Source organism: Arsenophonus sp. PmNCSU2021_1 (genome assembly GCF_036919435.1).
In the GTDB taxonomy this organism is placed as follows: domain Bacteria; phylum Pseudomonadota; class Gammaproteobacteria; order Enterobacterales; family Enterobacteriaceae; genus Arsenophonus; species Arsenophonus nilaparvatae.
Genome location: NZ_JAZHPL010000009.1, coordinates 321,006 through 338,169 on the forward strand (window position 1 = coordinate 321,006; position 17,164 = coordinate 338,169).

General features: G+C 42.1%; 24 protein-coding genes and 2 pseudogenes. 19 read left to right on the forward strand and 7 right to left on the reverse strand.

From position 1 onward, the window contains the following. Positions 1-14: 14 nt before the first annotated feature. The 3 genes and pseudogenes from V3224_RS21625 to istA (V3224_RS21635) all read right to left on the reverse strand — a co-directional run bounded on the left by V3224_RS21625 (position 15) and on the right by istA (V3224_RS21635) (position 2,248). Positions 15-266: a hypothetical protein gene (locus tag V3224_RS21625; RefSeq protein ID WP_334472582.1), complete on the reverse strand. Its 252-nt coding sequence runs from the start codon at positions 264-266 to the stop codon at positions 15-17. Positions 267-459: 193 nt separating this feature from the next. Next, positions 460-1,221 (reverse strand): IS21-like element helper ATPase IstB, encoded by a 762-nt coding sequence (gene istB / locus V3224_RS21630; protein ID WP_334472612.1) that lies wholly within the window; start codon positions 1,219-1,221, stop codon positions 460-462. Next, positions 1,208-2,248 (reverse strand): annotated as a pseudogene (istA, locus tag V3224_RS21635) (IS21 family transposase). The gene istB (V3224_RS21630) and the pseudogene istA (V3224_RS21635) overlap by 14 nt, the downstream one beginning before the upstream one ends. Positions 2,249-2,351: 103 nt before the next feature. Between istA (V3224_RS21635) and V3224_RS21640 the strand changes: the two are divergent. Then, complete coding sequence (locus tag V3224_RS21640) at positions 2,352-3,035, forward strand: hypothetical protein (RefSeq protein ID WP_334472613.1); 684 nt, start codon at positions 2,352-2,354, stop codon at positions 3,033-3,035. A 22-nt stretch (positions 3,036-3,057) separates the two neighbouring features. Here the strand turns inward: V3224_RS21640 and V3224_RS21645 are convergent. Continuing rightward, positions 3,058-4,263, reverse strand: a pseudogene (locus V3224_RS21645) (RNA-guided endonuclease InsQ/TnpB family protein). Positions 4,264-4,285: 22 nt separating this feature from the next. Here V3224_RS21645 and tnpA point away from each other — a divergent pair. The 4 genes from tnpA to V3224_RS21665 all read left to right on the forward strand — a co-directional run bounded on the left by tnpA (position 4,286) and on the right by V3224_RS21665 (position 6,519). Next, positions 4,286-4,672: an IS200/IS605 family transposase gene (tnpA, locus tag V3224_RS21650; RefSeq protein WP_334472614.1), complete on the forward strand. Its 387-nt coding sequence runs from the start codon at positions 4,286-4,288 to the stop codon at positions 4,670-4,672. A gap of 153 nt (positions 4,673-4,825) precedes the next feature. Further along, positions 4,826-5,062 carry a hypothetical protein gene (locus V3224_RS21655; RefSeq protein ID WP_334472615.1) on the forward strand — a complete coding sequence of 79 codons (237 nt, stop codon included), beginning with the start codon at positions 4,826-4,828 and terminating at the stop codon, positions 5,060-5,062. A 337-nt stretch (positions 5,063-5,399) separates the two neighbouring features. Beyond that, the gene (locus V3224_RS21660) at positions 5,400-5,810 is read left to right on the forward strand and encodes a replication/maintenance protein RepL (RefSeq protein ID WP_334472616.1); all 411 of its coding nucleotides are present in this window, start codon (positions 5,400-5,402) and stop codon (positions 5,808-5,810) included. 235 nt (positions 5,811-6,045) lie between these two features. Continuing rightward, positions 6,046-6,519: a helix-turn-helix transcriptional regulator gene (locus V3224_RS21665; protein WP_334472617.1), complete on the forward strand. Its 474-nt coding sequence runs from the start codon at positions 6,046-6,048 to the stop codon at positions 6,517-6,519. Positions 6,520-6,529: 10 nt separating this feature from the next. Here the strand turns inward: V3224_RS21665 and V3224_RS21670 are convergent, their stop codons facing one another. Further along, on the reverse strand, positions 6,530-7,402 hold the full coding sequence (locus V3224_RS21670; RefSeq protein WP_334472618.1) for an IS982 family transposase: 873 nt from the start codon (positions 7,400-7,402) through the stop codon (positions 6,530-6,532). Positions 7,403-7,539: 137 nt separating this feature from the next. Between V3224_RS21670 and V3224_RS21675 the strand changes: the two genes are divergently transcribed. From V3224_RS21675 to V3224_RS21705, 7 genes are all read left to right on the forward strand, one after another. Continuing rightward, on the forward strand, positions 7,540-8,094 hold the full coding sequence (locus tag V3224_RS21675) for a hypothetical protein (RefSeq protein ID WP_334472620.1): 555 nt from the start codon (positions 7,540-7,542) through the stop codon (positions 8,092-8,094). Next, on the forward strand, positions 8,094-8,573 hold the full coding sequence (locus V3224_RS21680; RefSeq protein ID WP_442890841.1) for a structural cement protein Gp24: 480 nt from the start codon (positions 8,094-8,096) through the stop codon (positions 8,571-8,573). The genes V3224_RS21675 and V3224_RS21680 overlap by 1 nt, the downstream gene beginning before the upstream one ends. A 3-nt stretch (positions 8,574-8,576) precedes the next feature. Next, positions 8,577-9,545: a major capsid family protein gene (locus V3224_RS21685; RefSeq protein WP_334472624.1), complete on the forward strand. Its 969-nt coding sequence runs from the start codon at positions 8,577-8,579 to the stop codon at positions 9,543-9,545. Positions 9,546-9,650: 105 nt separating this feature from the next. Then, positions 9,651-9,965, forward strand: coding sequence for a hypothetical protein (locus tag V3224_RS21690; protein WP_334472625.1), 315 nt, complete (start codon positions 9,651-9,653; stop codon positions 9,963-9,965). 35 nt (positions 9,966-10,000) lie between these two features. Next, on the forward strand, positions 10,001-10,396 hold the full coding sequence (locus tag V3224_RS21695) for a DUF4054 domain-containing protein (RefSeq protein ID WP_334472626.1): 396 nt from the start codon (positions 10,001-10,003) through the stop codon (positions 10,394-10,396). Further along, a complete protein-coding gene (locus V3224_RS21700; protein WP_334472628.1) occupies positions 10,396-10,887 on the forward strand; it encodes a hypothetical protein in 492 nt (163 codons plus the stop codon). Before V3224_RS21695 ends, V3224_RS21700 begins: the two co-directional genes overlap by 1 nt. Positions 10,888-11,107: 220 nt before the next feature. Continuing rightward, a complete protein-coding gene (locus V3224_RS21705) occupies positions 11,108-11,473 on the forward strand; it encodes a hypothetical protein (protein ID WP_334472629.1) in 366 nt (121 codons plus the stop codon). Here the strand turns inward: V3224_RS21705 and V3224_RS21710 are convergent. Both V3224_RS21710 and V3224_RS21715 read right to left on the reverse strand, forming a co-directional pair. Then, complete coding sequence (locus tag V3224_RS21710; RefSeq protein ID WP_334472773.1) at positions 11,470-11,751, reverse strand: type II toxin-antitoxin system RelE family toxin; 282 nt, start codon at positions 11,749-11,751, stop codon at positions 11,470-11,472. The two genes, V3224_RS21705 and V3224_RS21710, sit on opposite strands and share 4 nt — an antisense overlap. Then, the gene (locus tag V3224_RS21715; RefSeq protein WP_334472630.1) at positions 11,741-11,992 is read right to left on the reverse strand and encodes a type II toxin-antitoxin system Phd/YefM family antitoxin; all 252 of its coding nucleotides are present in this window, start codon (positions 11,990-11,992) and stop codon (positions 11,741-11,743) included. The genes V3224_RS21710 and V3224_RS21715 overlap by 11 nt, the downstream gene beginning before the upstream one ends. A gap of 66 nt (positions 11,993-12,058) precedes the next feature. On the opposite strand from V3224_RS21715, the gene V3224_RS21720 reads away from it, so the two are divergent. From V3224_RS21720 to V3224_RS21750, 7 genes are all read left to right on the forward strand, one after another. Further along, positions 12,059-12,370 carry a hypothetical protein gene (locus V3224_RS21720; protein ID WP_334472631.1) on the forward strand — a complete coding sequence of 104 codons (312 nt, stop codon included), beginning with the start codon at positions 12,059-12,061 and terminating at the stop codon, positions 12,368-12,370. Between the two features lie 122 nt (positions 12,371-12,492). Continuing rightward, positions 12,493-12,789 carry a phage neck terminator protein gene (locus tag V3224_RS21725; RefSeq protein ID WP_442890880.1) on the forward strand — a complete coding sequence of 99 codons (297 nt, stop codon included), beginning with the start codon at positions 12,493-12,495 and terminating at the stop codon, positions 12,787-12,789. Continuing rightward, entirely contained in the window at positions 12,779-14,308 is a 1,530-nt protein-coding gene (locus tag V3224_RS21730) for a DUF3383 family protein (RefSeq protein ID WP_334472633.1), read from the forward strand. Before V3224_RS21725 ends, V3224_RS21730 begins: the two co-directional genes overlap by 11 nt. A 57-nt stretch (positions 14,309-14,365) precedes the next feature. Further along, a complete protein-coding gene (gene istA, locus V3224_RS21735; RefSeq protein ID WP_334472634.1) occupies positions 14,366-15,406 on the forward strand; it encodes an IS21 family transposase in 1,041 nt (346 codons plus the stop codon). Then, on the forward strand, positions 15,393-16,154 hold the full coding sequence (gene istB, locus V3224_RS21740) for an IS21-like element helper ATPase IstB (RefSeq protein ID WP_334472635.1): 762 nt from the start codon (positions 15,393-15,395) through the stop codon (positions 16,152-16,154). The genes istA (V3224_RS21735) and istB (V3224_RS21740) overlap by 14 nt, the downstream gene beginning before the upstream one ends. 112 nt (positions 16,155-16,266) lie before the next feature. After that, positions 16,267-16,698, forward strand: coding sequence for a hypothetical protein (locus V3224_RS21745; RefSeq protein ID WP_334472522.1), 432 nt, complete (start codon positions 16,267-16,269; stop codon positions 16,696-16,698). Between the two features lie 12 nt (positions 16,699-16,710). Beyond that, complete coding sequence (locus V3224_RS21750) at positions 16,711-17,076, forward strand: hypothetical protein (protein ID WP_334472521.1); 366 nt, start codon at positions 16,711-16,713, stop codon at positions 17,074-17,076. The last annotated feature ends 88 nt before the right edge of the window (positions 17,077-17,164 follow it).

A 17,164-nucleotide genomic window follows, 5' to 3' on the forward strand; every position in this document is an offset into this window, starting at 1 on the left:
TAAAATCCGCTTAATTATACTTCAAACGAAGGGGTTTGTGTTGTGCCATCAGTTAACTCAATCGTCAACGTCACGATATTGCCTTCTTTACCAGAGGTGATTTTCTTAATACCAACCCCCGTATCGCCTTTTTCGCCCTTAAGCGTTCCGGCGTCCAGTGCTTCGTGAAGGGCAGATACTCCCGTTTCAATATTGTTCATATTCTCCGCATTTAACGGGATTTTGGTTGACGGTGAATTTTCCCAATTTGTTTTTGTGTAGCTCATCGTTGACTCCAAAATTCAAATGAAAATGAGGGTCATGCCCTCATGATGGTGATTGCGGAAAGTGATTATCAGACGGTAGGGTTGTTCCGCTTGGGAAACCGCCGTCTATGACGTTGGGGCAGTTTTGTGTCAACGATCACCGAAAACTGATCCACTTTTTAGCTAAATCCGATCAATCAAAATTGATCCACTTTTACTCAGTCATTGCTCCTGAGCGCCGCTTATCTTTCAATCGATAGCTTTCACCGCTTAATTGCAGTACATGCGAATGATGAAGTAAACGATCAAGCATAGCGGCAGTTAATGTTGCGTCATCAGCAAAAGCATTTGGCCATTGCCCAAATGATAAGTTACTCGTCAATATGACACTGCCATGCTCATAACGCTTGACAATCACATTGAAAAACAGGTTTGCTTCTTCTCGCCCAAACGGCAGGTATCCAATCTCATCGATAATCAACAATTTCGGGGCCATCACCGAACGTGATAGATATTGTTTGAGCTTATTTTGTCGTTTGGCAGTTGAGAGTTGCAACATCAGTTCAGCTGCCGTGGTAAAGCGGGTTTTCTTCTTGGCCTGTACTGCTTTTAATCCTAACCCAATAGCTAAATGCGTTTTGCCTACACCGCTTGGGCCAAGCAACACGACATTTTCATTACGTTCAATAAACGTTAATGCGCTTAATTCCTGTATGTGTTGTTTGGGGATCCCCGTTGCAAACTTAAAATCGAACGTATTAAGTTCTTTATGTGCTGGGAATCCTGCCATCCGACTCAAAAGATTACGGGTTCGTTCATCTCGTTGTTGTTGCTCACATTTTAATAGGGACAGTAAAAACTCTCCGTAGCTTTTGTCTTGGGCAATGCATTGTTCGGCAAGTGATGACCAATGAGTCGGAATAGAATTTAATTTCAATGACTCACACAGGTGTTCAATTTGTTCATGCAATAACATGTTCACCTCCCAGCAATGCTTCGTATACGCTGATTGAGTGTTGCAAACTGACAGATTCAAGGGGCGGTACGATACGGATATTAAGCGTATCAGTCTGCGGGATAGATTGGCAAACCCTTGCTGGTAAGGGTAGAAGATACTTAACTTCCTTAGCTAGTCTATCTGCTGGCTTCTCTAACGTTGTTCCATGAATCCGCTGATGGGCAACGCGTTATAACCAGGGCCCCACTCTTGCATTAGCTATCTCAATATCCAGTTCAAGATTATGAGCACGAAGGTCGGTATTTAATGGTACGATAAAGCTGTTTTTTAAATAGTGGTTAAAGCGCTCTACTTTCCCTTTAGTTTTTGCCCTGTAGGGCTTGCAAGCACACAATTTAAACCCGTAATCTTTCGACATTTGAAGCATTTCGACATGTAATTTATGTTCACCTTCTGCATAAGCATCCCGTTCGATGATGAGGGATTTTGCGTTATCACACAATATTTCCTGTGGTACACCACCAAAATAGTCGAAAGCTTCTCGTAAACCTTGTTGCCAGGATTCTGCTCGTTCATTATCAAAGAACTTTACATAACTCGCACGCGAATAGCCTAGCGTTGCACCAAACGCTTTTAGTGATTTTTTACCTCGCCGGATGCTGGTGAAGTCGATTTGCATTTGTTGACCTGGCTGTGTTTCAAAACGGACGACAGCTTCGGGAACAATGCTTGGTTTAAATTGACAAACAAATCGGCGTAATTGAGCAATACCGCCTTGATAGCCGCTTTCAACTACTTCATCAAATAAGACTGTTGCAGGGATCCAATCAGGTTTAGCCAGTTCAATTCGCTGAAGCAAATAAGGTTTAAAGGGTGCTAATTTAGTCGGTTGTTGACTTCTTTTAGCATAAGTTGGCATTGTCTGTTGTTGTAAATGATGTTTTACGGTGTTACGGGATATGCCCAATTCACGGGCAATTTTTCGAAGGCTTTGTCCTTGTGCAAAGCGAACATGAATATCCACAAATATCTCCTTGGTTAACATAAATTATCCGTACAAAAATGTGCGAATAATACCAAGTGGATCAGTTTTAGATGATCGTTAGTGGATCAGTTTTGCATGATCGGTGACAGCCGATAAAGTCGTGATGAACGAAATCGTCAGACAAACCCCCGAATTAAAACCCGCTATTGAAGCAATAATTGCCGGAAACACACAAAAATCACTGGATATTATTCGTCAGGTTTCCCCTGACAGGGTAGCAAGGAATAATGGAGCTTTTATCCCAGAAAGCGCAATCATAAAGGGCGCTTCATCAGGTAAAGCACAGGAAAACGACCATCAAATGATAAAAATGGTGATTGATGACTATGTGGGTAGAACGAAAGAAGCGCGTGATAACACGGTGATTATCACCCCGTTAAATGCCGATCGAAATCAGTTAAATGAAAACATTCATTCTGTGATGCAAAGTCAACAGATGCTGGGTAAATCAGCTCACATTCCTGTTTTACAACGTATCAACCATCAGGAAGCGGATTTAAAAGATAGCCAGTTTTGGCAAAACCAGTTGGGGCACATCGCAAAAATCAATCAACATTATTTTGAGATAACAGGGATTTCAAAAGAAGGCATTGTGAGCTTGATAAATCGGGAAAATAATCAGGAGAAATACCTGTCACCGCTTGAAGTGAATCCTGCCGTCGTCGCGCTCTTTGAAGACAAAACCATTGAAGTCTCAGAGGGTGAAAAAATTCGCCTCACCACAACCGATAAAGACCGCAATATTGCCAATAACGACAGAGGTATTTTGACATCCTCCCCGCCCTAAAGGGCGAGGATTCCTACTACGTTCAGAGCGAGGCCTGAATCATTTCGGTGGGTTCCTGCTTCAACGGGCGGTCTAACTGCACCATCCCTCCACAGGCAAGAACGGCATGTCCTGCCGCTAAAATGTTACGTGCCCCGTTGATATCCGCGTTTTCAGTATATCCGCATTCAAGGCATTCAAACTTACTTTGTGACTGTCTATTCTCTTTCGTTGTATGCCCACAGCAGGCGCATTTTTGGCTAGTGTACGCCGGAGGTATCGCCAATACCTGACCACCTCGCCAGAGTTGCTTATATTCAAGTTGACGGCGCATTTCATACCAGCCCTGATCGAGTATCGTAAGATTTAAACCTGATTTAGCTCTAACGTTTCGACCATGTTTTTCTGCCGTTCCTTTCGCTGATTTTGACATGTTACTGACCTTCAAATCCTCAATGACAATCATGGCGTGGTTTTTGCTGATTTCCGTTGTGATTTTGTGAAGGTAGTCTTTACGAATACTGGCTATGTGAGAATGCAAGCGCTGTATTTTACGTTTTTGTTTCTGCCAGTTGGCACTGAATTTAACTTTACGGCTTAACTGACGTTGGAGTTTTGCTAATTTATGTTGGCTGGTCTTAAAGCTGTTTACAGGTGAATATACCGTACTATCTGATAGCGTGGCGAGTTTAGCGATTCCTGCATCAATCCCTATCATTGAGATTGATTTATGTTTTGGATCAGCAACTTCATATTCCGTCTGAATGCTAACATACCATTTGCCCATGACTGACGGTGACATTCTTTATCGAACCCATGACATGACGACTATTGCGATAGCGTATCCATCCCAACTTTGGCAAAAATATACGACTATTAGATGGTTCGAGTTTTACGCCTTGCGGATAGCGAAAAGTATCGTTAATTCCTCGCTTTTTGAAGCGAGGAAAATATGAACGTTTCTGAAAAAAGTTTTTATAGGCACACTCAAGGTCTTTCAATGATTGTTGAAGCGGTTGTGATGGTGCATCTTTTAGCCATTTGTGTATTCGAATCTGCTTTCCATTTAATGAGCCATGAAGCCATTTTTGCATTAGGGTATATATTTATTCCCTACTTCATGGTTTTCATTTTGAAGAGCTAAAGCCCGATTGAAAACAAAACGACAAGCCCCAGCGAAGCGTTTCATATCACGCTCTTGCTGACCTTTTGGTCTTAATTGAAATTTGAAGGCTTGTAGTTGTTTCATATTCTCTATTATACTTTGGTCTATGAAAAAAGAAAATGATATTAGACGTGGAAGAAACTGTGTTTTTTTAATGCACGTCCATTTGGTATTTGTCACAAAATACCGGAGAGAAATATTCGATCAGGATGCAATAGAAAAACTTAGAAGCTACTTTACTCGCGTGTGTACTGATTTTGATGTTGAGTTAGTTGAAATGGACGGGGAGCGAGATCATATTCACCTGCTAATTAATTATCCTCCAAAATTAGCAATATCTAATCTAGTTAACAGTTTAAAGGGCGTATCTAGTCGATTACTTCGTCGAGATCGGTCTGATATTGCAAATCGCTATTATTACAAAGGGATTCTATGGAGTCCAAGTTATTTTGCATCAAGCTGTGGTGGTGCTCCACTTTCAATTATTAAATAATACATTGAACAGCAAACAACGCCTGACTGATCTTTAAAGCCCAAAGGGCTTTTCGCCTTATATCCCTGCCCTAAAGAACAGGGTTTTACGACGAATTTGATAACAATGAAATTATATCATTTGACATCCTCCTCGCCCTAAAGGGCGGGGAGGATGTCAAATGAGAAGGTCGATGTCCATTCAGCTTGTCAGCTAAGAGATTTTGGCAAATCAAAAGGCTTTGGGCGCTATATTCCTGTAATTTTCGGTTATCTTCCGCTTCCTCGATGCAAAACAAGTTTGCATCTTGCGGCGAGCGGTGGGAGTTTAGTTTTGAAAAGATTTTTTGATTTTTTAAAAGATAAATCGATTTTTTCCTTAACTCAGTCCGCTCACCGCAGGAGACGTTGAGGCGGAGCACAGCTTGCGAGCACCGAACAGCGTCGACGAGGAAGCGGTAGTGACTTTTTGTTGTTACTGAGTTGTCTGGTAGTCCCTAGGTAAGAGTAAGAATAGAGCGAAACTTTATCTGTAATAAGGTTATTTTTTATATTTATTAATATATTGCGTTAATTTTAGCTAAATTTTTTGTATTCATTTTTGATAACAAGAGATGTTTATATTGGAATTTTTGTTATCAAATTTGATAACATGGTATTTTTGATATCGTTTTTTTGGAACATATGATTGATTTAGGTGATAACAAATGTTAGAGTTAACCGAACAAACGTTATCATGAGTATTGAACATGAATGTTAAGGAATTGAATTTGGAAGAATGGCATTTAGTGCACAAGACAACAGGTGAGTGCATGAGTATAGACATCCTTAAAACTCAGGATGGTGGTTCCTTTAACAAAGTCTTTCTTAATGAATTAGCTTCAATGATTGGTTGTACAGGTAACGGAAGTGAGAAAGTTTTGGGATGGATTTTAAAAAATAAGAATAATCAAAATGAAATACATGGAACTCAAAGAGAGATAGCTAAAGAAGAGTCCGTTGGCGTTGCTACAGTTGCTAGAGTTTTTAAAGCATTAAAAGATAATGGTTACTTAAAACAGAAAAGATCAGGAACCTACCTTTTAAACCCTAGCGTAATTCATTATGGAGGAGTGGGAAATCGTTTAACTATATTACGAATCTGGAACAATTTAATTTAAAAATAGTCGGTACTTGCTGAGATCGTAACTCCCAACAAGCACCTGATCCAAGAACCTAAGTCGATAGGAGTCGGACTATGAAAAAGTCTACCTTCCGCGTGCTTGTCTGTGAAGCACCGAATCAAATAATTGAGCTATTTGCTCGTAAATCCCTCAACTTAACCCTTCGCCAGCGTACCCGAATTTTGAATAGAGTCGGAGGTGCAGCCTGAAATCCGAGTTGATTAAATGCTTTTTGAGTAGCGGTGTTCCTTGTGGTTTTAGCGACAGTGAAGCTGAAGTTCAAATGAATAACAGCATGTTAAATTTATTTGACTCGCTCATTTATACCCCTGAAATGAAAACGCTGATAGAGAGAATCCAAAGCGAAAAATCGCCGTTCTCTTTGATGTGTAATTTGCCTGCTGATTTCAAAAAGTCACCCACCGTTTGGCAATTCCATTTTTTACCCCTTTTTTGTAGTGAAAATGACTATCTCGGTACTTTCTTCCACGCTCACGAGTTCCTGTTTTTGTCACCGCTGGAATATGTGGAAGGTAGACAGCCTTATGCGGTTACTACGGAGAAACCTAACGAACTGTTTACTGCTAAAGAGTGGGAAGTTTTGTTTTTAGCGTTGCATCGCTTGAGTAGCAAGGAAATCGCCAGACGGTTAAATATCGGAACGAGAACAACTGATAATCATTTAAATAACCTGAGTTCGGGATAAGCATTATCAATTATACTTGAAGATACGTACCTGCAACAGGTATCTTTGGTTTAGATGGCATTAAACAATATGCAACCAGTCCGCCTAATAAATTCACTACAAAGTTAGCCGGAGAGCGATGTCGCGTATGCTCTATTTGACAAAGATTTTTTAACTCATCAAATACCGTTTCAATGACAGAACGATGACGCAAGATGGCTTTGTCGAAACAAGTCTGTTTAATAGGCTTCATTTTCTTCTTGATATTCGTTATAAGGCTAATTCCCATCGTTTTGAGTTGCTGTTTCGGTGAAGCCGATAAATACCCTTTATCTGCGTACAAACAACCAGAAAGATCCTTTGTCAGCTCAGGCAATGGTTTCCGATCATCGGTGTTTCCTGGTGTGAGTCGAAAACTGAGTATTTCCCCCAAATGATTGATAATTACATGAAGCTTGAAACCAAAGAACCAACCTGTTGAATTTTTTCCCCGTTCAGCTATCCCATTGAAGACTTTATGTCTGCGGATCCGTAAGTTATCACACACCGCTATCGGAGTAGAATCGGCAACCGATAGCCCCGTGCATTTTCCCTTAATTGACTCAAACAGTGCCGTTAACGCTAAGGCACTACGCGGAAGTAACTCTACACAGCGTGAATAGGATGGCAAGTTAGGAAATTCCTTCCGGAGATATAAGCGGACATAATAGAGATAAAATACCTTGAATTGCCTGAATCGGAGTTGATGAAACAACACAACCAGTGTCATCATTTCCGCCAACGAAAGCTGAGTAGACCGTCTACGACGCTTAGTACCGTTAGTCAGCAAATATTCATGCATTTTTGGCTCGAAGTCTTTGCAAAAATCATCCATCAGGCAATAAAGTTCAGTAAGATTTTCCATAATTGTTTAACAATGCTCTACTCTTTAACCAGACTGTTAGAGTATTTTAACAAAACAGGCTCATTCAACTATTTGAATATCAAGACTTTCTCTTTATTTCTTATCCCGAACTCAGGTTAGATACTCTATTGATTCAGATGAGTGATTACATTCAGCTGCTCACCGGATCCGCCGATGAAGCCACCAAAGAAATTGGCGAGATATTAACGGGATTAATCGGGAAAGCGCAAAGTCTGAATGTGACGCCGTCACCCACCAGTGAGGTAAAGCAAGGCGATGCAGCCAGTGAAATCACCTCAATGCCTGAAAATACTGACCCCGACGACGAAAAAGCCTTGATTGAGACGCTGAAAAAACAGCTTGAAGAACTGACGGAAAAACTCAACGCGCTGGAAGAAGAAAACGCCCGACTGAAAGCAGAAAAAGAGCTAGCGGAAACGGAAGCCGAAGCCAAGTCAACGTTTGGTGACGTGGCAATTGGACATGCCCGAACCGCACGGCAGATCAAGGAAAATGTGATTATCTCGAAAGGGTTGGTGACACAACTTGAAGCAAGAAAGCTCGGGGATTCTGCGATAAACGGCAAATATGACTATCTCATCAATCGTCAGCGAGAACAGAATAAGCCTAGATTGAATCTTGGCGATAGAAAACCCACCAAATCGGCATCACAACGCCTAGGAGGTCGCTAATGGCATTTGGATTCACAAATTGGGATTCCGATAAAGGAACCTTGCGCGCAGGCAGAATCTATCGCGCCTCTAGCTCCAATGACAAAGTGTGGGGTGAAGAAAACAACACCACGACTGACCTTCCCTACGGTGTGTTTGTGGCGGTGAACCCTGACGGTGGTGTTAAGCCGATTTCCGCTGCCACCGATGTTATCCACGGTATTGTGGTGAGAGATATCTATAGCGACAAAGCACCCCACAACAAACAAGTCAATGTGGGGCATTTTTCCCACGGTGATTGCGTGGGGGCGGCAACGGCAAAAGACCAAACCTTCAAACGAGGCGATAAAGTCTATGTAGTCGCGACAGGTGACGATGTTGGCAAGGTAACCAAAACCGCAACAGGCAATATTGATTTGGGGTATTGGGTTGAGAATGTCAGTTCAGGCAGTCAGTGCGTAGCAATAACGCTTGGCTTCATCCAAAAGGTAGGAGAATAACAGATGGCAATTGAACAAGCCTATTTTGAAACGGTATTGCAAGAAGCACTCACCGAACGCGACACGCAATTGCAGGAAAAACAGCTGCCTGAAATCAATATTGGTGAGGCAATCCCAATTACCGAAGGACTGGATTTTGCCGATGAATACCTGGAATACGGTATTACCGAAGTGTTGGGTTCTGTCAAAGACGGCATTATTGGCAACAAAACTAACTCGTTAGTCACTATCGACAGCACCATTGAGATGTACAAGGCGCCTGTTTGCCAGTGGGCAAAAGCCGTTGTCTGGACACAGCAAGAGCTTGAGAAAATCAACAAAATCAATATTAATCTCCAAAGCAAAAAGCAAGATGATTTGTATGCTAATGCGCTGTCAACGCTGCAATATGCAGGTTACTTGGGACATAACAAGGTTAAAGGACAAGAAGGATTGCTGACAGGCAGCAAAATTCAGGTGATGCAAGAAGCATCGGGTAAATCGCTGAAAGACATGAGGGCCAATGAGTTTATCAAACTGGTATTGGATGCTTACAACAAGGCGTGGGCGAATTCAGATTATCGGGTGCAACCAACGCATATTGCGATGGATGCCGCAGATTTTATGCTGGTAATGCAGAAGTTTGATAGCCAAAGCCCGATTGTTGGCACAGACCTGTTGCCTGTTTCTGCGATGGACCGGATTATGGCGGCGTTGAGGAAGGCATCAGGTAATGACAGCTTTACGATTACCTTTGTGAAAGTTCCGGCAGGATACGCAAAAGAAATAACCAAAGGCAAAACCCGTTTGGCAATTTACACCTATGACGAAGAGTATGTGGAGATGAAAGTGCATATGCCGGAGTTGTTAGCCGTTCGCCAGCGGGATTTGCTGACCTATGAGTGTGGTTATCGTTCTGCTTTTGGTGGTGCGATGTGGAAACAGCCACTATCTGCCGTTTACGCCGATTACAAAACTGCCCCAAAGTCATAGACGGCGGTTTCCCAAGCGGAACAACCCAGCCGTCAGATGACCACTTTCCGCAATCACCATCCTGAGGGCAAGTCCCTCATTTTCATTTGAATTTTGGAGTCAACGATGAGCTACACAAAAACAAATTGGGAAAATTCACCGTCAACCAAAACCCCGTTAAATGCGGAGAATCTCAACAACATTGAAACGGGAGTATCTGCCCTTCACGAAGCACTGGACGCCGGAACGCTTAAGGGTGAAAAAGGCGATCAAGGTGAAAAGGGCGATGCTGGCGAACAAGGACAAAAAGGCGATAAAGGCACAAAAGGCGATACGGGGGTTGGTATTAAGAAAATCACCTCTGGTAAAGCAGGCAATGTCGTGACGTTGACGATTGAGTTAACGGATGGCACAACCCAAACCCCTTCGTTTGAACTTTAATTTAGCGGATTTTATCCTCTTTTTTTGGGGGTATCATGCAAGAAATTGAAGACTGGAAAAAGAAATTCCGTGACCGTTTTGGTGAGCAAACTTTTACCGCTGATGACAATAAATTGCTGCTCTATTTAACCGATGCAGAAAACCGGATGGACAAGAAAGTGTGGGGTGTGAGGTATGAGCAAGGCTTGTTGTACCTCACCGCCCATCTGCTTTTTTTGGCAGGCTTTCATGAAAACAGCCCAACCAAGGATTCTCATTCAGCTGATCCGAATGCGCTGTTTGGTAGTCAAAGTGTGGGCGATGTCAGTGTCAGCGCGAATTTTTCAGGAACCGAGAAAGACTGGTTTAAAACCTCGGCCTTTGGCGAGCAATATTTAGTGCTGGAAAGTCGCATAAACAATTACGCCTTGGCAATCGGGATGAACTGGTAATGCTAAAATCGAAATTGCTGGAAAAAGCCAAGAAACAGTTTGAGGAGCTTAACAAACTGAAAGTGGAAGTGGGCGTATTGAAAAATACCCGACCGTACAAAGACTCCGATATCAGTGTGGTGGAAGTGGCTACGATCCACGAATTTGGCACGGAGAAAATCCAGCCACGCTCATTTTTGCGCGTACCGATTCGTGATCACCAAAAAGAAATTATTGAAAAAGCGGTAAAAGAAAAATACCGCTTATTCATTTCAGGTGAAATTAGCGCAAAAGAGTTTATGGCTTATATCGGCGAAGAGGCGGTCACTTGGTCAAAAGAGGCGTTTGATACACAAGGTTTTGGGGCGTGGCCTAAATACAAGCAAAGTACACTTGAGAAAAAATACTATGAAGGGTATTTGATAACCCGCGAGAAAATCGGAAAGGCGGTTAAATACACGAGTTTCGCACCAATAAAAAAACGCTCTATTTTTAAGTTTAATTCAGCATAATATATAAATAGAAAAAATCTCATAAATTAAAAATAACTTATTGTAATTTAAATAAATTTATACGTCTTAGCAAGTTACAGATTAATTATTGTTCTGAAGCCATTTCTAGAATTTTATATGCCCGTGCGAAACTCGTGAAATATACCAATAATGACGCCGCTAAATTATTGAGAGTTTCGGGTAATTTAGCAAACTCGATAACCTATCAGGTGGTGAAAAAATGAGACTGCCCAATATGGCAAGAACCATCCGCCGATTTTCGCAACCGTTAACCTTCATCACGGAAGTGATCACCACGAAAGATTTTAAACCGGATTTTGCGATAACACGAAAATCGATTGATGGGGTGATTAGTAGTCTTTCCGATGAGGCAATTAACAAGGATAGTCTGGACTGGTCACTGGCGTATTTCACGGTGCATGTACAACCGCAATATGCGGATTTGCTCGGTGTTTACTTGGATTACAAGGGGAAAATATTCAAATCAATTAACCGCAAAGACTATAGCGACTATGGCTATGTACGCTATGTCTTTGAGGAAGTGAAAGATAGTGAGTTAACAAATCGGTTACTAACCGTCAATTAACGTTTACTTGCTAGCTGATACACTTCGTTATTAGCTCTTATTCCCACAGCAATAACGAGTAATAAAAGTTTATTATCATTTACTTCATAAACTAATCGATATCCAGATGATTTTAGTTTGATTTTGTACCGATATTGATGTCCGTGTAATTGTGCAGATTTTATATGCGGATTTTCCAGAACTTTAACTAACTTTTTCTTAAATTGCTCACGTATTGGATGACCTAATTTTTTCCATTCTTTCAGTGCGCGTTTTTCAAATTCAATACTATATCTCATCAAGAGTGACGCTCACAAACTCAGGGTTTTTTATACGTTCATCAGCAATACGGTTAAGCTCGGCATCTTCTGCCAATTCTTGAAAATAAGCATACAAATTAGGTGGAACGCAGTAAAAAGCAGGTTCATTTCGGTTAAGGATAGCCACTGCATTTCCTTCTGCTTCAGCGACTGTACCCATTGGATTGCGTTTTAAATCGGTAATGCTTGCAGCCGTACTCGTTAATATTTCATAAGTCATATTTTATATCTCCTGATTAATTAATGCTTATTATAGTGCTTTTAAAAGAGCCTTTAAAGGTTATTTATGAAAAATAGCAATTTACACCACAAAAACTACCAACCACCGATCCAAAGGCTGGCAATGGTGATTCGAGATACGCTAGAGGTTGCGGAAAACACAATATTTATCGGACGTTCAAATCTGGCGAATCAGGATTTTAATGCGCCTGTTATCAGCATTGAGCAATCTGGCAACAGTGAAGTGAAAGGCTTTAGCGAAACATACCGCCGAAACGTTGAGGTGATGGAATACAGCCAGCACGAGAAAATCCTCTTTGACGTGAATGTCTGGGGAAAGCAAGCATTGCAACGGCACGAGTTTCGCACAGGCCTATAAAATTCTAGAAATGGCTTAAAAGTAATGATTAATCTGCAAGTTACTGAAATGCATAAATTCACTTAATTTACAATAAGTTATATTTAATTTATAAGGTTTTATCTATTTACATATTATGCTGAATTAAACTTAAAAATAGAGCGTTTTTTTATTGGTGCGAAACTCGTGAACGGGCGCAAATTCTCTTGCGGTTGCTTAGAACACAAAAAGGCTTTGAGCAGCAGTGGAAGCACACGATTAGCTTATCTGCGCCAACGGGCGTGCGTGATTTGCACTTTACGACAGGTAGCCAGTATCGAGAGCGCGTGATGTTTTCGATTAACACCTATGTATCGGATTATATCAACGTCTCAACACCGTCAATCAACCATCTTACTTTCCAACTTTCCAACGAAAAAGGTTCACAGCATGAGCAATAATCTTGGCATCGACATTGAAAATGTTGTCAATGTGCAGCTACTCAAAGAGCAGCGAGGCGCAAATTACGACAATATCAACCACGTCATCATGATGACCAGTGAAACGGGCACGATTTTTGACGGCAAAACGATTTATGCCACCTACAAAAATATCGCAGGGGTCAAAGCCGATTTTGGCATTACCTCGAAAACCTACCAGATGGCCACTGCTTTTTTTGGCACGTCCCCCAATCCGATAGGCTCCGGAGGCAATCTGATTATCGGGCATTACCGGAAAACCGATTTAACGCTGCCCGCGGTGGAATTTGACACGCTGACAGGCTCAGAAATTGACAGCAACGCGCTACTTAAAACGCTGCGTCAAATTGAAGACGGCAGTATGAAGCTCGGCAAATTGACACTTGAAAATCTCAACTTTGGTGACGCGGTCACTTTCAATGATGTGATTAATCCCCTCAATCGGGCGTTGCCAGACGGCTACCCATCTGCTGAAAATCAGCCCGACAACAACAATCTGCCTACCAACGGAAAATCTACCTTTGTATACCTTGATAAGCGTTTGATGGTGTCAGAAAAAGGGTTAGCCAACGCTAGCCCAACTGGGACAGGGACGTTTGTGGGTAATCTGCTAGGACTGGGTGATAGCGCTACCTTAACCAAAGCGACACCGCCTCAAACTTTGCCATCACAATCTCCCGATGAGGCAATCGCCAATGTGGTAGCTGCGTCTTCGGGTTGTGGGTATTGTTTTATTGATGAGTTGACCAATGACCAGATTTTAAAACTGGCGAGCTACAGTCAAGCCAACAAGATACTAGGCTATCAGGTGGTTTCTCATTCGGATAATCTCACGACAAAAGGCTTGGCGTGGCAAGTGAGCAAGAAAGGGCAAGAATATTTCCGGCTGCTTTTTTCAAAGCGCAATCAGAAAGCCTTGGCGGTTTCCTACATGGCAAGAGTGCATGTGGTCGATTTCAGCGCTGAAAATAGTGCGATGACGATTCACTTAAAAGAACTCGCCTGTGAGCCAGAAAGCTATAGCCAAACCGAGGTAGACAGTGCGTCATCCGTGGGTATCGATATTTACACGTTAATCAAAGACCGTCCGGTGGTGATGTGCTCAAATACCAACGAATTTGTCGATAATGTTTATAACCTGAAAGCCTATGTCAATCAGGTACAGGTCGATACCTTTAATTTAATGAAAGCGACTGCAACCAAAATTCCGCAGACTGGAAAAGGGGTGGACTTACTGGTTGATTGCATCAATCAGGTGGCAGCGAGATTTGTGCGAGCTAGCGTTTTTGCTGCCGGAGAATGGACATCACCCGATACCTTCGGCGATGTAGAGCAGTTTAAGCGGTCAATTGAGAGTAAAGGGTATTTCACTTATGCCAATCTGTTAGCCGAACAATCACAGGTTGACCGCATAAACCGCAAATCACCCGCTATCCAGCAAGCGGTAAAAAATGCCGGGGCATTTCATCGTGTCAGCGATCATGCAAAACTGATCCACTAACGATCATCTAAAACTGATCCACTTGGTATTATTCGTACATTTTTGTACGGGTAATTTATGTTAACCAAGGAGATATTTGTGGATATTCATGTTCGCGTTGCACAAGGACAAAGCCTTCGAAAAATTGCCCGTGAATTGGGCATATCCCGTAACACCGTAAAACATCATTTACAACAACAGACAATGCCAACTTATGCTAAAAGAAGTCAACAACCGACTAAATTAGCACCCTTTAAACCTTATTTGCTTCATCGAATTGAACTGGCTAAACCTGATTGGATCCCTGCAACAGTCTTATTTGATGAGGTAGTTGAAAGAGGTTATCAAGGCGGTATTGCTCAATTACGCCGATTTGTTTGTCAATTTAAACCAAGCATCGTTCCCGAAGCTGTCGTCCGTTTTGAAACACAGCCAGGTCAACAAATGCAAATCGACTTCACCACCATCCGGCGAGGAAAACAACCCCTAAAAGCGTTTGTTGCAACGCTCGGCTACTCGCGTGCGAGTTATGTAAAATTCTTTGATAATGAGCGAGCAGAATCCTGGCAACAAGGTTTAAAAGACGCTTTCGACTATTTTGGTGGTGTACCACAGGAAGTATGGTGTGATAACGCAAAAGCTCTCATCATCGAACGGGATGCTTATGCAGAAGGTGAACATAAATTAAATGTCGAAATGCTTCAGATGTCGAAAGATTACGGATTTAAATTGAGTGCTTGTAAGCCCTACAGGGCAAAAACAAAAGGTAAAGTAGAGCGCTTTAACCACTACTTAAAAAACAGCTTTATCGTACCATTAAATACCGACCTTCGTGCTCATAATCTTGAACTGGACATGGAGATAGCCAATGCAAAAGTGGGGCCCTGGTTACAACGAGTCGCTCATCAGCGGATTCATGGAACAACGTTAGAGAAGCCAGCAGATAGATTAGCTAAGGAAATTAAGTATCTTCTTCCTTTGCCAACAAGGATTTGCCAATCTATCCCGCAGACTAATGCGCTTAATATCCGTATCGTACCGCCGCTTGAATCTGTCAATTTGCAACACTCAATCAGCGTATATGAAGCATTGCTGGGAGGTGAACATGTTATTGCATGAACAAATTGAACACCTGTGTGAGTCATTGAAATTAAATTCTGTTCCGACTCATTGGTCATCACTTGCCCAACAGTGCATTGCCCAAGACAAAAGCTACGGAGAGTTTTTATTGTCCCTATTAAAATGTGAGCAACAACAACGAGATGAACGAACTCGCCATCTCTTTAGTCGGATGGCAGGATTCCCAACGCACAAAGAACTTAGTTCGTTCGATTTTAAGTTTGCAACGGGTGTTCCTAAGCAACAAATACAAGAATTAAGTGCATTAACTTTTATTGAACGTAATGAAAATGTCGTGTTGCTTGGCCCAAGCGGTGTAGGCAAAACGCATTTAGCTATTGGATTAGGATTAAAAGCAGTACAGGCCAGGAAGAAAACTCGCTTTACAACAGCGGCTGAACTGATGTTGCAACTCTCAACTGCTAAACGACAAAATAAGCTCAAACAATATCTATCACGTTCGGTAATGGCCCCGAAGTTGTTGATCATAGATGAGATTGGATACCTGCCATTTGGGCGAGAGGAAGCAAACCTATTTTTCAATGTGATTGCCAAGCGTTATGAGCATGGCAGTGTCATATTGACGAGTAACTTATCATTTGGACAATGGCCTGGTGCTTTTGCTGATGACGCAACATTAACCGCCGCTATGCTTGATCGTTTACTTCATCATTCGCATGTACTGCAATTGAGCGGTGAAAGCTATCGATTGAAAGATAAGCGGCGATCAGGAGCAATAACCGAGTAAAACAGTGGATCAATTTTGATTGATCGTATTTAGCTAAAAAGTGGATCAGTTTTCGGTGATCGTTGACAATCGGGCAGATATTATCATCAACTTTAATTACTAGAGGCGAAACATGGCGCAAATTTCCTATGATGTGGATGCAACAACCGTCATTCTAGGCGGTCGAATCTTAAGTGATTTCGTCGCGGGAACCACCGTGCAAATCACTTTCCCCAATCCCGATACCAGCCGTTTTAACGGCTCCGGTGGTTCCGTCAGTGTGGCAAAGCGCACGGATGCCAAAGTTTCCGAGCTTGAGTTTCATGTTTTAAGGGGAAGTGCCGATGATGTCTGGTTATCCTCGCTACAAGGCAGTGGTGAAGTGACGTTGCTCAATGCTTCGGTGAGCACGTTGTACAAGATCGACGGTAAAGCCAAAACAGAAACCTTTACGTTTACAGGCGGGAGTATCACAGACCAGCCACAATTTACCTTTGCCAATACTGACCACAATGCTGAAATGACCTACAAACTGCAATTTCGGGATTTCACTCGTTCTATTTAACGAGAAAAAATCATGACAGAACAAGGATTAGGCAGCCTTACGGGGCTATCGCAAGATGATATTGTCGATATCACCAAAAACAAAACGTTTAAGGTGCAAGGTAACGAATTTCAGATTGGCAATTTCAATCATCATTTACGGTTGAAAGCGCTGGAAATTGTCGAGGACTTGGGGCAATCAAAACGAATTGCCGCGACACTTTCAACTCATAGTGACGGCAATCTGAGGCAGCTTTACAACCAAATCACCCACGAGGGTATGAGCATTAGCAAATTGCCAAACTTTTTTGATGAAAAACCTGAGCTTTTCATTCCCTTAACGCTAACGGTATTACACCTCTACGCTGCCCCTTTTTTATCGGCATTAACGGCGAGCTGACCTTTACGCCTCGTTATCCTAATAGCTGGCGACAGTACGTTAGAAAATCCTCACTCAATGAGCACGACAAACTGCTTTTTTCACTGGT